The organism is Paenibacillus sp. J31R34, assembly GCF_059383715.1.
Genome location: NZ_JBXENU010000002.1, coordinates 881590 through 896220 on the forward strand (window position 1 = coordinate 881590; position 14631 = coordinate 896220).

The window sequence follows — 14631 nt, forward strand, 5'->3', positions numbered from 1 at the left end:
GTCCAGCTTATCCTTTCAGTATAGCAACATTGAGAATCGCTATCAATGAATTTGAAAATTGACCTGAGCGACACATGGCGTTAATCCTGAGTTGACATACCTGGCGTATAGTCGAATCATACTCAACTAAATAAAGGATGATGGCACTTATGGGCATTCATACGTACTTTAGATCTCTTAACGATTTAGAACGCATTATCCGTACTCCCGGCAAATTCAAGTTCGAAGAGCACAGCGTGTCGGCTCACTCCTGGAAAGTCGTTCAGTATGCCAAAACGCTAGCCGATATCGAGGAGCAGCACGGCGTCGCGATTGATTGGAAGAAGCTTTATGAAATTACAAGCAGTCATGATTACGGGGAAATTTTTATCGGAGACATTAAGACGCCCGTCAAGCATTATTCCCTTGAACTGCGTTCGATGCTGCAGCAGGTTGAGGATGGCATGGTCGAGCATTTTATTCAGGACAATATTCCCGAGGAATTTCAGGCTATTTTCCGCAGGCAGCTGCGCGAAGGCAAAGACCATTCGGTAGAGGGCCTGATTTTGGAAGTCGCCGATAAAATGGATCAGGTATACGAGGCTTTCGCTGAGCTCCAGCGCGGCAATACCGAGAAAGAATTTATCGTCATGTACCGCTACGCCATCATTAAAATCAAAAACATTAATCTCCACTGCGTGAAGTATTTCCTCGAGCATATTCTGCCAGATATTATTCATGAAGGCACCCTCTCCCCCATCGATATTCGCAAAATAACAGAAGAAGCGCTGGCGCAAGGTGAAACGGCCGTCGCTGTCCTTTAGCAGCGCGGCGCGTTTCATTCCGAGAAATATAGAGAAAAGATCGCATTAGAATATCCTTTCCTATATTTCAATATTTCAATAAAAAACGGAACTCCATCTTATGATGAAGTACCGTTTTTTTTGAGCTTTTTCGGCCCATTCCCTGCTATAGATTTTGCTGAGTAACGCCCGCTTCTGGATCGAACACCAGCATCTTTGTGCCAATTTTATCAATGAAAAACCGGTCATGGCTTACGGTAACGACAGCGCCGGGAAAATGAATCAGCGCCTGCTCCATCACCTGAATACTCGTTAAATCCAGATGATTCGTCGGCTCATCCAATATGATGACGGCTGCACCAGAGAGCAAGCATTTAGCCAAGGCGACCCGGGCCATCTGGCCACCCGACAGGCTGCCAATGACTTTGCTTAAATCCATCTCGGAAAATTGCAGCATCGACAAAAATTTATTTACCTTTTTCCGCGGAGCATCGAGTCCTAGACCGTACGTATTGACGGCATGGCTCACCGTATCCTTAGGATCAAGCTCCTCCCACATCCGGTTGAAATACGCGTAGCTGACTCCTTTTTCCCAAGTAACCTCGCCGGATTCAGGGTTCTCCTGCCCCGTCAGCACCTTGATCAGCGTGGACTTTCCGCTCCCGTTCGGGCCAACGATGACGAGGCGATCCTCCTTCTGAATGTCAAAGCTGACGTTCTGAAAAATAGAGCGCTCCTCATAGGTTTGTCCGATTTGCTTGACCTCGCACAGCTTGTCCGGGAAACGCAGCTTCTCGTAAATATCCGTAATTAGCACGTTCACCGGATTTGGCTCAACCCGCTTCTTATTATCCGCCAATTTGCGGGATAACCGGTCTTTGGACGATTTTTTGCTGGCGCGGCTGTCGATGGCTTCCGACTCCATCAGCAGCAGCTCTTCCTCCCACTCGAACTGGCGGTCAAGCTCCTTCTTGCGCAGCTTCTTCTTACGAATATAGTCCGTATAATTGCCATCGTATGGCTGAAAATGATAATTTTCAATCTCGATGATTTGCGTGACGACCTTGTCGATAAACTGCCGATCATGAGAGATCAAGATCATGGCGCCATTAAACCGGTAAAGCCACTGCTCCAGCCACGCGATGCCTTCCATATCCAAGTAGTTTGTCGGCTCGTCAAGCAATACAACATCGGGCAGCTCAATTAGCATTTTCGCTAAAGCCGCACGGTTTCTCCAACCGCCAGACAATTCATCGATGGGCTGATGGCGTGAACGATCGTTGAAGCCCAGCTTCGTCAGAACCGTGTTGATCTCGACGGAAACGTTCCAGCCATCCAAATGGTCCATTTGCTCGAAAAGCTCCGCCTGCCTCGCCAGCAGGTCATTCATTTCGCCATCATCCGAAACGATGCCCAGCTTTTCCCCAACCGCTTGCAGCTCCCGTTCAATCAGAGCAACCTGCTCGAAGCACATTTCCAGCTCCTGCTGGACAGACAGGCTTCCGCGCATTTCTGAAAATTGCGAGAAATACCCGATTTTCACCTTCGGATCTATTTCCACTTTGCCGCTTGTCGGCTCTTCTTTCCCCATAATGAGCTTGAACACCGTCGACTTGCCAGCCCCATTTCGCCCAATGAGACCAATTCTTTCCCCCTGGCTCACGCGAAAATAAATATCGCGAAAAATCATAGCCTCTTCATATTTCTTTGTCACATTTTCCAACCGAATTACACTCATGCCATCACCCTTCTAGCTCCGTCAGTCTACTAGCCATTATAACATTAGACGTTCTTTATTTTTTGTTGCGCGCCAAAATTTCGCTTGCCTTCGTCCGAAACTCGGCGGCCGCTTCCTCAGGCGTTATTTTGCCAAATAGCAGCAGATCATGAAGATCACGCAGCACTACGGTCACTTCTGCCGTTCCGACCGGGTCTGGCGGGTCCATGGGACTGCTATTTTTCTCCACCCAATCGAGATATTCAAAAATCTGTGCAAGCTCAGGCTCAACAAACGGCTTCAGCTCCTCCTTTAATCTGGAGGATACGGGCACGCCTCTCTCTCCCTTCAATAGCTTGTTTGCCTCCAGATCGTTGACGAAGAAGCTAATAAATTTAGCCGCCTCCTCTTTATTTTTCGAATTTTTTGTAATCGAGAAAAACATGCCCGGCTTCAAAAATAGCCCTTGCTTGCTGTTTGGCCCAGGCAGCGGCACAATAGCCAGCTGTTTGCTGTAACGCTCAACAATGTTGATGTACTGATTGGAGTAGCCCCAGCCTAATAAAGCCTCTCCTCTATAAAAGGGGTCCGCGTCGGATTTATTAGTTTCGGTCGTCCAAATATCTGGCAAAAAGATCAGCTTATCCAACGCCAGCCTCTGCATTCGTCCAAAATAGTCGATAAATAGCTTGTCATCCTCGTAACCTAGACTAGTGCCATCTTCTGCAAACAAGGTGAAGCCATGCTGTCTAAGAAAATAGGCAAAAAATTGCTCCGGCGTTAGCACCGTTCCTAAATAAATGCCTTTGCCCTTCAACTGCTCCCCCATTTGGTCAAAATCCTCCCAAGTCCACGAGGCCGTTGGCGGCACTATGCCGTTAGCCTTGAATACCTCTGGGTCATATACGGCAAAAAGAGCGTTAACGCCCAAATTCATGCCATATAATTTCCCTCCCCATTTCCCGTTGGAAAGATTGCTTTCGTTGATGCTGGAGGCGTCCAGCAAGCCGCTTTGAATGTACGGCTCCAAATCCTCCAGCAAATCAAGCGAGCTGTACTGGGACAAATACGAAATATCCATCTGAATGATATCCGGCAGCGCATTGCCCGCCGCGTATGGCGCAAGCTTCCTCCAATACTCATTGAAAGCGCTGTATTCAAACTCAATGTTAATATGGGGATTCAGCTCTTCATACATATGGATAACCTCAATGGTTGCATTGTTGCGAAATTCATTGCCCCACCAAGCGATGCGAAGCGTAATCGGCTCCTCCTTCAGCTTGTTCAGCGGGTCGGACTGCCCAGGGATACAGCCCCAGAGAGCGGCTAGCAAGCACAGCATTACGCTAATTCGGATCGTCGTTCGCATCTTCTGCTTCATCCCCCTGCAAAAGCGGAATAAGGACGCTGACCTTCGTTCCGCCCCCCGCCCGACTGTCAATTCGCAGCCCATAGCTTTCGCCGAAAGCGAGCTTGATTCGATTTTTGATATTCAAAATGCCTATCCCGTTCCCTCGCGCTTCCGCCTCTCCACTCAGTACACGCTGCGCGTACGCTTCCTCCATGCCCGGTCCGCAGTCCTCGACAATGAGCGCAAGCTTTCCTTCGGCCCATTCCGCATAAAGCCGGATCGTGCAGGGCTCAATCATAGGCTCCAAACCGTATTGAACGGCATTTTCCAATAGAGGCTGCAAAGTAAGCTTAGGGATTGCAGCTGCATGGCAGGAGGCAGGCACATCCATATGAAAATCCAACCGATTTTGAAATCGGTATTTTTGAATCGTAATATAATGCTTCACCGTTTCAAGCTCCTCCGCAACCGTAATGACATTTTGCTTTAGGCTGATCGAGGAGCGCAGCAAATAACCAAGCGAGACGACCATGCTGGATATTTGCTGCTGTGCATTTTTCTTGGCCAGCCAATGGATGGAATCAAGCGCATTATACAAAAAATGAGGATTAATTTGCGCCTGCAGCGCCTTGAACTCCGTTTCTTTAATGATCAGCTGGCTGGCGTAATTTTCTTTAATCAGCGTATTGATGCGAGTAATCATCATTCGATACGTTCGCTGCAGTAGCCCCACTTCATCCATTTGCTGAAACGATGGCGCGTTCATGCTTGCATCCATGCTGTCCAAATCGCCATACTGTACCTCTTTCATCTGTCCGATTAACTGGCGAATGGGTCTCGTCAAGCTGCGGGCGAAGGCCATCCCAATCGCAACAACGACAACAAAGGTCAAGCCATAGACGATAACCAACAAATTTTTCAGCCACACGACCGTTTCGAAAATATGATTGTAAGGGACGATATTGTAATACATCCAGCCCGTATAGGAGGATTTTTTCTGCGACAGGAAGGTCGTCTCGCTGTTCACCTTCTTAATCTCGTAGCCGTCTCCCGTCTGTAGCGGCTGAAGTGCTTCAGCAACACCTTCGGGCATTTGCCCGTACGGATAGACGACCTCCTCCCCTGCTTTAAGCAGAATATCACTACTGTGACTTGCAGTGCCCGCATAGTCCTCCACCAGTCTCTCCATATTAATCCGCAAAAATAAAATGCCAATGGGCGCAAGCGTCAAGGGCTCATACGCCCGCACTTCCCTGACCATAATTAGCATAGGGTCGGAATCATCCGGGTAAAGCCAGCGGACTTCTCCTTTTCCTGCTACAGCTTCTTTCTTCATGCGGGCATATTTCTCCTCCGAGAAAGCGGGGGATTCCCCATACTTGCTGACCATCTGCCTGGAATCGATAAGATGAACAGATTGCACGTAACGTTCAGCGGTGCTAATATGCGTCCACAATTGATCGGTTATCTTCTTGCGGGTCATATAACCCGTATATTCCGCATCGTCCTGAAGCAAATCCTTTAATCCCTGCTGAATTTGAGAATCTGCAATAATGGTAAGCGACATCGACTCCAGCTTCTTCAGCTCCATATCTACCGTTGTAGACGATAAATTCAACAGCCGATAGGATTTGTCATAGAGCTGTCTGTCATAAATCGAATAGGCATAATATAAGGAGCTGTATGCAATCGTAATGATAAGGGTCATGATCAGAAAGACCATGAGAAACATTTTTCGCTTGATGCTCAGATTCCGATATATCGCCATTAAACAGAGCGCTCCTTTGCACAGGTCATACACTAGATATAACACAATCGGTAACAACCAGATACACTAGGGGAACCCGGAGCTCTATTTTCACAAAGAAAAGACTACTTTGGGGCGTTTTGCGCCCCGTCAGCAGCCTTCATCCGTCTATGCATTTTTTACGCTGCCGCTTATTTCGTCTGGTATCTCTCGTATGCCGCTTGGTGCATTTCGACAGCTTGTTCAATGCCCATGCTCTTAATCGTCTCTACCATTTTGTCAAACTCGGAAATTGGCTTCTGCCCGTTAATGATCGCTGTCATCGTCTCATTCAAGTACGTATTGACTTGGCTCATAATGGAAGTAACCGTGCTCGCTTCGTCCATCGTCAGGCGGATAGGAGGAAGCGTCAGCTCTGAGCTCGCTTTCATCCACTCGGTGTTGGCATCCCGCTGGCCTTGATCGAACAGGAGGGCGTCCAAATATTTGCTGTCCTGATTGATTGGGCCATCCATAATCGAAAGCGCATAGGAAGCCAGCGCCTGATCATAGGTCAAGCCGCTCGGATTATCCGTGATGATATCCGTAAACGTAATGGCGTCGCCGTCTTTCTCGTAGCTCTCGCCCTCGATGCCGAAGTTGAACAAGTCGCTGCCTTGCGGGCTGTAATTAAAATCCATCCATTGCACCAAATATTTCAGCTGGTCTTCATCGGCGCTTGATGTGATCGCTTCACCATAGGTCAGCACTTTATTGTTCATGTTGAAGGTCGCATAGGCATTACCATCCGGCGATACTGGCCATGGAACACCTGTCAAATTAAAGCTTGGATCGGTATCTCTCATCAAGTTAAAATATTTGCCCATGCCGCTGAACACACCGCCCAAGTAGGAACCGGCTAAATTATTCGTTATTTTATAGTCAAAAGCTTTGCCGTCGTTCGTCATAATTTCCGGATCAATCAGCCCTTCTTTATACCACACGGCCATCGTTTCCAGGAAATTCTTATATTCGGGCTCGATTGGCCCGAAAGCCACCTTTCCACCCTTCATTTCAAAGCCGCCAATCACTCCGAACGCTGGAGAAAAATCATGCAGCTTCGTCAAATTGCCCGGTCCCCAATTGCCGGTAAACGGGAGCTCATCCGCCTTGCCATTGCCGTTCGGGTCCTGTTCCTTGAATGCCTTAAGCACCGTATGCCACTCATCAATCGTTGTAGGCGCTTTCAACCCAAGCTTATCAAGCCAGTCCTTGCGCACAATGGGGCCCGATGTCGCATTCAGCTTGAGCGCATCCAGCTTCAGAAGCGGGAACATATAGATCGTGCCGTCATCAAGCGCAATTTGCTTCTTCACATCCGGGTCGGATTCAATGATGTTCTTCAGATTTGGCGCGTATTGGTCGATCAGCTCGTTCAAGCGGATAATTCGGCCGTCCTCAATCATTTTCTCAGGGCCGCCTACTGCATCCGCCCAGTTGTAATAGATGACGTCCGGAAGCTCCTTCGTAGCAATGAGCAAATTGAACTGATCCTTTTGCTGTCCCAGCGGCGGGTGGGTAAATTTCACCTTGATGCCCGTCAGCTCTTCCTTTTTCTTATAGGAAGCCATTTCGCTAAAGTTATCCATCGAGGCGGTCAGCTTCGCATCATTCGCACGCCAATAATTAATCGTGAACGCTTCATTCGTAATCGGCAGCGGAATTTCCGTCAGCTTCTCTCCGCCGGCTGGCGATTCTGACGACTGTGTATTAGCCGGACTGCCTGCTGTGGCTCCTTCATTGGCTGTATTGTTTTGCGAGCATGCCGACATCAGGCCGACTAGCAGCGCCGAGGATAAAAGGACCAACCCCATTTTTCTTTTCACCAAAATCGCCTCCACAAAGTAATTGATTTTTATTGTTTCACGGCACCAATTAAAGCGCCTTGAACAAAAAACCTTTGAATAAACGGATACACCAGCATAATCGGAAGTGTAGAAATAATAATCGTGGCGTATTTAATGTTTTCTCCAATTGCAAAACCCGTGTCCACGCCTGCCCCCATCGACTCCGTACTGCTGCTAATCAAAATATCCCGCATGACAATCTGAATCGGATACAGCTCCTGGCTTCGCAAATAAAGCATCGGGCCCACATAATCATTCCAATGGTCTACAGCATAGTACAGCGACATGACCGCCAGAATGGATTTGGATAATGGCAGAACGATGCGAAACAAGATTAGAAAATCATTCGCTCCATCCAGCTTGGCGGACTCGATCAAGCTGATTGGAATGCTCTCAAAGCTCGTTTTCATAATCAGGAAGTAGAAGGTGCTGATGGCACCCGGGATGATCATCGCCAGACGAGTATCCACCAGCCCCAAATTCTGAATAAGCAGGAAGCTTGGAATCATGCCGCCGCCAAAAAACATTGTAAAGGTTATGAGCTGCATAAACGTTTTTCGGCCGAATAAATCCATTCTGGACAGCGCATAGGCAGCTAAAGCCGTCATCAGCAAATTGACCAGCGTTCCAGCTACGACATAAAATAGCGTGTTCAAGTAACCGTTATAAATCTTTGGATTTTGAAACACATATTTATAAGCCTCAAGCTGGAAGCCTTCGGGCAGCAGCATAAGCGACCTCGACCGCAGCAATTGATCCGGATCGCTAATCGAAGAATTCAATACATACAGCATGGGATAAAAGGATACGGCTATGATGCAGCACAGCATGATCACGTTGAAAAAGTCAAAAACATGTTCCCCTGACGAGCGTTTCATAGTAGGTCACCTCCTGTTTACCAAAGACTGGTTGAATTCACTTTTTTACTAATCGCATTGGCCATTAACAGCAGCGAGAAATTAATAATGCCGTTAATTAATCCGATTGCGGTCGAATACGTATAGTTCCCTTCTAAAATACCGGAACGGTAGATGAAGGTGGAAATAACGTCTGACGTTTCATAGGTCGGTGCCGTCTGCATAAGCAAAATTTTCTGAAAGTCGGCATTCATAACAGCGCCCAAACGCAAAATCAGCATAATGACAACCGTCGGCATAATGCCCGGGAGCGTAATATGCAGCAGCTGCTTCCATCTGCCTGCACCATCCATCTTGGCCGCTTCATAGAGCTGGGGATCAATATTGCTGAGCGCCGCCAGAAAAATAATCGATGCCCAGCCCGCCCCCTGCCAAATATTCGAAAGAATGTACATCGGCCGAAACATATCCTTTTCCGCTAGAAACATAATCGGCTGCAGGTCAAAAAAGCTGCGAATCACATTAAACAGGCCGCCATCCAGCGAGGAGAAGGTTTTCAGCATCCCGACAACAACGACGACCGATATGAAGTGGGGCATGTAGCTGATCGTCTGTACCGTGCTCTTGAACCACTTTTTGCGGACCTCATTAAGCAGCAGCGCCAAAACAATCGGTGCCGGAAAGCCAAACAAAATGCTATAAAAGCTGAGGATCAACGTATTTTTAATAATTCGCCAAAAATAGTAGCTGTTAAAAAACATCGTGAAATTGTCAAAGCCGATCCATTTCCCTTCCAAAATGCCTTTGATCGGACTATAGGATTTTTGAAAAGCCATCAGCAGGCCGTACATCGGTCCATAGTGAAAAATGAAATAATACGCTAGGACCGGAATCAACATGAGGTATACATATTTATTCCGCATCCATTCTTTTTTGAGGAAAACGAGTTTGCTTTTTTCAGCTCCGCTGCCCTTGAGCAGCTGTTGCTGCTCTTCCTCCAGCTTCAACTCCATCCTTCTGCCTCCGCCCTAAATGTTAATCGGTTAATATTGTTGTTTATAAATATACAAGTAAGGCCCCGGTTTTCACATGTTCATTTCCGATGGTTTTATGTTCAAAACCGTTATCATTGCTTATATTTGCAAAAAACACCCTGCGGTCGTATTTCGACGACTTCAGGGTGTAAATTGATATCAATGATATAAATGACAAGACTATGGCGTTTTTTTATATTCCGAAGGAGAAAATCCCGTATACTTCTTAAACATTTTGCTAAAATAAGACGAATTGCTGCCGAAGCCCGTTTCCTCGGCCAGCGCCGCTATCGTAAATTCCCCGCTTTGGCTAATAATCTCCAGCGCCTTTTGAATCCGAAAGCTCATCATGTAGTTCGTAAACTTTTCCCCTGTCTCCTTCTTGAACATTTTGCTTATATAATCCGGATTCATATAAATCTCCCCGGCAATGGATTGCAAAGTCAGCGATTCATCCTTGAAGCGGCTTTGGACAATATTTTTCATGTGAAGCACCATCTGCGACTGTCTGCACCGATTCCGCTCATAGTTGTGGAGAGCAATCTCTTGGGCGATGCCCATTACATATTGCTGAAAGGACTGCAAGGTGCTCGTTTCGATTAAACCTGGGAGCTTATCCATATACGTTTTCATTTCGGAAGGCCCACAAAGCCGAATTAATTCCATAAACATCTGAATCAGATATGATTTCGTTTTGGATATGTCATAGGGCAGATCAGATAGCAGCTGAAACATTTGCCGCAGCTCTTTTTCCGCCTCCTCCCAATGCCCTGCTTTAATCGCTGTCACTAAACGCCCTTGGTCATACTCCCATTCAGAGCTGTCCCTTTCGCCAGATAAGGAAATGTCGCGCTCCATAATAAGGCTGCCTTCACCGAGATAGAAGCGATGGTTCAAGCAGACGAGCGTCTGCGTGTATAAACGCCGCGCCTGTGCCAGCTCTCCCGGCTCGCTGAGGGCGGCGGTCAGGTCGAAATGATAATATTTCATGAAGGTGGCGCGGATGCTGTCGATTTTCTCGAAAAATTGTGCCTCTGACAGCTCGTCCTCCATGAGCAGCAGGACATGCTGGCCTACGGTAGAGCTGAGTATAGGATTGGGAAAGATGTCCTCGGCAATATTTTTGACGGCAAACAGATGCTCATACTCATGCTCGCCCTCGACTTCCACCAGCAGCAGGCGTACGCTTTGCGTTTGGAAATGCAGCCCGAACAGGTCGCCAAAATACTGCCATTCTCTTACCCCATAGGTTTTATTCGTTACAAACTCCTTTAGAAAATGCTCCTTGGCATGCGGCAGCACGCGCTCTAAATCATACTTAATCGATTGTATGAAGCTCTCCTGGCTGGCCCGTTCCTGCTTCTCCTGCACGATCTCCGTGATGGCCTCCACCAAGCTTTCCTCGCTGCACGGCTTCAGTAAATAGTGCTTCACCCCATGCTGCATAGCGGTTTTAGCATAATCGAATTCCGAGAAACCCGTCAGCATAATAAAAGAAATCCAGGGATACTGCGCCGCAACAGCTGCTACGAGCTTCAAGCCATCCATTCCCGGCATGCGAATGTCGGTAATGACGATATCGGGTGGACTTTCCCTCACTATTGTTAGCGCTTCCAAACCATTTTGCGCTGTTCCTGTTAATTGTGTACCTAGCCGCGCCCAATCCATCACGGAAGAAATACCTTCAAGAATGAGCCATTCATCATCAACCAAGAGAACCTTGTACACCGCTACTCCCCCTGCCCTGTTGCCAGCCTGATAAAAGCAACTCCCACTATACTAGATTTTACCTTGCTATGACAAACCAAGCAATGAAAGGGATTTGTGCAATGGGAAGCACCATTAGAGAAATACAATTAACAGTAATAGCAAAAAAAGCAAAGGCAGCTTTAACTGCCCTTGCCCTTTCTCTTTATTGTTCTTAAATATTAATATCATGAATGTTGTCGATATTAATACCTTCCCTGACTCCCGTTACGGTATTTCCGTTGGGATTGGTGGCATCGGGTTGTATGGTGTTGGGAACGGGTTGTATGGTGTTGGCATCGGGTTGTATGGCGTCGGGAACGGCGGAAGAGTCGTCGTTGCCGTCGGTTCCGGTGTTGGCGAAGGTGTTGGTTCCGGTGTTGGCGAAGGTGTTGGCTCCGGTGTTGGCGTTACCGTTGGCTCCGGTGTTGGTGTTGCCGATTGCTCCGGCGTTGGTGTTGCCGTCGGCTCTGGTGTTGGCGTTGCCGCAGGGCTGTATGTTGATGATGATACTGATGTTGATGTTGGTGTTGGCGTTGGAGTAGGTGTTGGCGTTGGCGTCGAAACAACGTCATTCACAACGCCTGTCTGTACGGCTGCTTCATATGAACCGACAACAAGCATTTCTCTTGTTGCATTGCTTTTTCCGCCAAACGTTCCGTCAGCGCCATTGCTTACAAGCTTATTGTTAATTGCAAAGGCAACATAACTCTTAGCCCACTCGGATACGGAATTGTCGTTTACACCTTCTGTTTGCTTCGCATCTTCTTGTTTTCCTAATCCTTTGATCAGGAAGGTTGCCAGCTGCTCTTTCGTAACTTTACCCGCTGGGTCGTAGACGCCTTCCCCGTATCCGTCTGTGATTCCTGCCTTTTTAATAGCTTCGATGTAAGGCAAGGCGTAGCCGTAGGATGCACTATCAGCACCCACGTCTTTGAAGCTTGATGTTTTAAGCTCTGAATCTACTTTAAGACCGAAAATCAAAGCGGCTACCTTCGCAAATTGAGCGCGATTCATCTCTTCCTTCAGCCCAAATGTGCCTTCCGAAACACCATCGAAAACCCCCGCACTAATTAGGGCATCGAACTTAGCTTTCGTTGCTGCATCCAAATCCTTCAAATCAGTGAAATCAGCTGTTGATTTCGTCGTCGCGGCGAACAAAGTCGTGCTCGCTAGACTTAAAAGCAAGCAAATCATTACACTTAGCTTTACTAATTTCATGAATAACCGCTCTCCCTTCGAGTATCTCTTTATTTCAGCTATCAAGTGATGTATCGGCAAAGTTGAGGGCTTTTTGAAGCGTTATTTACCGTGATCGTATTTATTTTTTCAATCACTAATTTTCAGATTCAGCCATCTTAGTTGTTTGTTATAACGAAGAGCCAAGATCGCTTCACTAGTTCAGTGTATATTGCTTCTCTTTCGGGTTAATGCGCCGTTCTATCCTGTGAAAATCTAATGATGCGGGTCATCCACTTACGAGGCAACAACCGCGGCATAAAAGCGATGAGTCGGTTTCGAGCACCTGGCATAATTAACGTCTTGCCGCGCAAAAAGCCTCGATATCCTTCCTCAGCCACCTGCCTGGCTTCCATGATCGCTCCTTTCACCATCTTTGAGGCCCCCATGCCTGAACGGTCAACAAAACCGGTTGATGTCAGCCCTGGGCAAAATGCCGTCACCGTAACTCCTGTGCCGCTTACTTCGTTCTCCAAAGCCTCGGTGAACGAGAGCACGTATGCCTTCGTTGCGTAATAAACCGACATCATCGGTCCAGGGAAGAAGCCCACCAATGAAGCCACATTCAACACTCCGCCATGCCCACGTTTAATCATATCCGGCAGGAAAAGCTTCGTCATAACCGTCAGAGCCTTGATATTAACGTCAATCATATTTATTTCCTGCTCCATATCCGTCTCCACAAAAGTCCCAAACAGACCGAAGCCGGCATTGTTGACAAGATAGTCAACGACGATTTCCTTCTCCTTAAGCTCGTTGAAAATCTCCACTGGCACCCCAGTTGCCGCAACATCCTTGGCAATGACCGTCGCTTGAATGCCATATTTATTCTGATACGCCTGCGCAAGCTCCAATATTTTACCCTCGCTGCGAGCCACCAGCACGATGTTATGTCCATCCTTGGCAAAACGATCTGCTAACTCTTTGCCGATTCCACCGGATACTCCTGTGATTAGAACGGTCTTTCTCATTTTGAGCCCACCTTATTTTTATTTTAGGACATGTATGCAAACGCAAGCGAGCTAGATCCCGAAAGAAGCGATCCCATAAGAAGCCAGCATTCAAACGTCTTCCCTCTACTACCGAGAATGACACAACTCATAAATGTGAGCCTACTTTCCAAAAGGCAGCTTCATGCTGCTCTTTTCTGAGCTTTGCTCCCTGTACGAAGACACAAAGACAGACTTTGAGGACACAGCAGCCGCTATTTCAACCGAATCACTGTTTTGGCACCGGCTGCGGACTCAGGAGCCGCTAATGCGCTGCTCATCGTCATTTTCAGAGGATTTTGAAGGCAATAGCGAATCTCCTGTCCGCTTAAGGCCTGAAATAGGATTAAGAGCCAGTATAGCGGAACCTCAGTCCGCGAAAAAAGGAATGAGGTTCCAAAACGAGCAACGGCGTATTCTCAGCCGCATTGTTCCCTGCAACTGTGCTTTCTGCGACAATCGCATGCTGTGGTTCCTTAAGCCTGGAATGGTCAGAGGAGATTAGCCTCGAATACGTACTAAGCAAGGAGCAGAAGGAGGGCTTCCATTTGCATACACATCCTAGATTTAAATCGATTTTAATACCATTTTTCAGATCGCTAGAATTCACAGCATTGCATCATATATTTAGAACAATCATTCTAATTACGTGAAAAAATACTGTCATTTTACGATAAGCTGCATAGATAGATAAGCTATACGAAGAAGTTTTTCTTTTCTAATCGTTGTTCTGGCCATCACTCTTAACCCAACCCATACATTATGCATATATTCGGCCAATTCCCCAGCGTCGTACTCTGATGTAAACTCGCCCTCTTGCTGCCCCCATCGAATAATGTCCTTGCACAGCTGCTCTGCATTAGAAAACATCTCTATCGATCTGTTATTCATATCTGCATCGCGAGCTGCCAATTCCACCGTCGAATTCACGATTAAGCATCCAGAAGCCGGCTTCTCTTCTCCGCAGATCAAGAAGGCTACAATAGACTGAAGGGCTTCCGTTGCCGTTTTGGAGCGCTTCACCCTTGCTGCAAGTGCGTCACTGATTTTATGATCATATAGCTCTACAGCCTTTAGAAAAAGCGTATGTTTGTCAACAAATGTGTCATATAAGCTTCTACGATGGATTCCCATCTGATTGACCAGATCGGCCATGGAAGTCTTCTCGTAGCCCTGTTCCCAAAAAAGTCTCATCGCTTTATCTAATACAACGGACTCTTCGAACTCTTTGCTTCTGGCCATTTGGATTCCCCCTGTCAAGAAACGCGAGCAGCTTCACTGAA

Annotated in this window: 11 protein-coding genes; 1 reads left to right on the forward strand and 10 read right to left on the reverse strand. The window is 47.2% G+C overall.

Features of this window, described 5'->3' with window-relative positions:
- Nucleotides 1-149: 149 nt before the first annotated feature.
- The gene (locus AC50YG_RS09055) at nt 150-803 is read left to right on the forward strand and encodes a YfbR-like 5'-deoxynucleotidase (RefSeq protein WP_494826244.1); all 654 of its coding nucleotides are present in this window, start codon (nt 150-152) and stop codon (nt 801-803) included.
- 145 nt (nt 804-948) lie between these two features.
- Here the strand turns inward: AC50YG_RS09055 and AC50YG_RS09060 are convergent, their stop codons facing one another.
- The 10 genes from AC50YG_RS09060 to AC50YG_RS09105 all read right to left on the reverse strand — a co-directional run bounded on the left by AC50YG_RS09060 (nt 949) and on the right by AC50YG_RS09105 (nt 14590).
- The gene (locus AC50YG_RS09060; protein WP_494826245.1) at nt 949-2520 is read right to left on the reverse strand and encodes an ABC-F family ATP-binding cassette domain-containing protein; all 1572 of its coding nucleotides are present in this window, start codon (nt 2518-2520) and stop codon (nt 949-951) included.
- 55 nt (nt 2521-2575) lie between these two features.
- Nucleotides 2576-3880, reverse strand: a complete 1305-nt coding sequence (locus AC50YG_RS09065; RefSeq protein ID WP_494826246.1) for an ABC transporter substrate-binding protein — start codon at nt 3878-3880, stop codon at nt 2576-2578.
- On the reverse strand, nt 3846-5618 hold the full coding sequence (locus AC50YG_RS09070; protein WP_494826247.1) for a sensor histidine kinase: 1773 nt from the start codon (nt 5616-5618) through the stop codon (nt 3846-3848). Before AC50YG_RS09070 ends, AC50YG_RS09065 begins: the two co-directional genes overlap by 35 nt.
- 170 nt (nt 5619-5788) lie before the next feature.
- Nucleotides 5789-7462 carry a type 2 periplasmic-binding domain-containing protein gene (locus AC50YG_RS09075; RefSeq protein ID WP_494826248.1) on the reverse strand — a complete coding sequence of 558 codons (1674 nt, stop codon included), beginning with the start codon at nt 7460-7462 and terminating at the stop codon, nt 5789-5791.
- Nucleotides 7463-7491: 29 nt separating this feature from the next.
- Complete coding sequence (locus AC50YG_RS09080) at nt 7492-8361, reverse strand: carbohydrate ABC transporter permease (RefSeq protein WP_473761283.1); 870 nt, start codon at nt 8359-8361, stop codon at nt 7492-7494.
- Nucleotides 8362-8378: 17 nt separating this feature from the next.
- Nucleotides 8379-9353: an ABC transporter permease gene (locus tag AC50YG_RS09085; protein ID WP_341280818.1), complete on the reverse strand. Its 975-nt coding sequence runs from the start codon at nt 9351-9353 to the stop codon at nt 8379-8381.
- Nucleotides 9354-9554: 201 nt separating this feature from the next.
- Nucleotides 9555-11102: a response regulator transcription factor gene (locus AC50YG_RS09090; RefSeq protein WP_494826251.1), complete on the reverse strand. Its 1548-nt coding sequence runs from the start codon at nt 11100-11102 to the stop codon at nt 9555-9557.
- Nucleotides 11103-11348: 246 nt separating this feature from the next.
- Nucleotides 11349-12341 carry an S-layer homology domain-containing protein gene (locus tag AC50YG_RS09095; RefSeq protein ID WP_494826253.1) on the reverse strand — a complete coding sequence of 331 codons (993 nt, stop codon included), beginning with the start codon at nt 12339-12341 and terminating at the stop codon, nt 11349-11351.
- Nucleotides 12342-12547: 206 nt separating this feature from the next.
- On the reverse strand, nt 12548-13330 hold the full coding sequence (locus AC50YG_RS09100; protein WP_494826255.1) for an SDR family NAD(P)-dependent oxidoreductase: 783 nt from the start codon (nt 13328-13330) through the stop codon (nt 12548-12550).
- A 681-nt stretch (nt 13331-14011) separates the two neighbouring features.
- Nucleotides 14012-14590 carry a TetR/AcrR family transcriptional regulator gene (locus AC50YG_RS09105; RefSeq protein WP_494826257.1) on the reverse strand — a complete coding sequence of 193 codons (579 nt, stop codon included), beginning with the start codon at nt 14588-14590 and terminating at the stop codon, nt 14012-14014.
- Between the last annotated feature and the right edge of the window lie 41 nt (nt 14591-14631).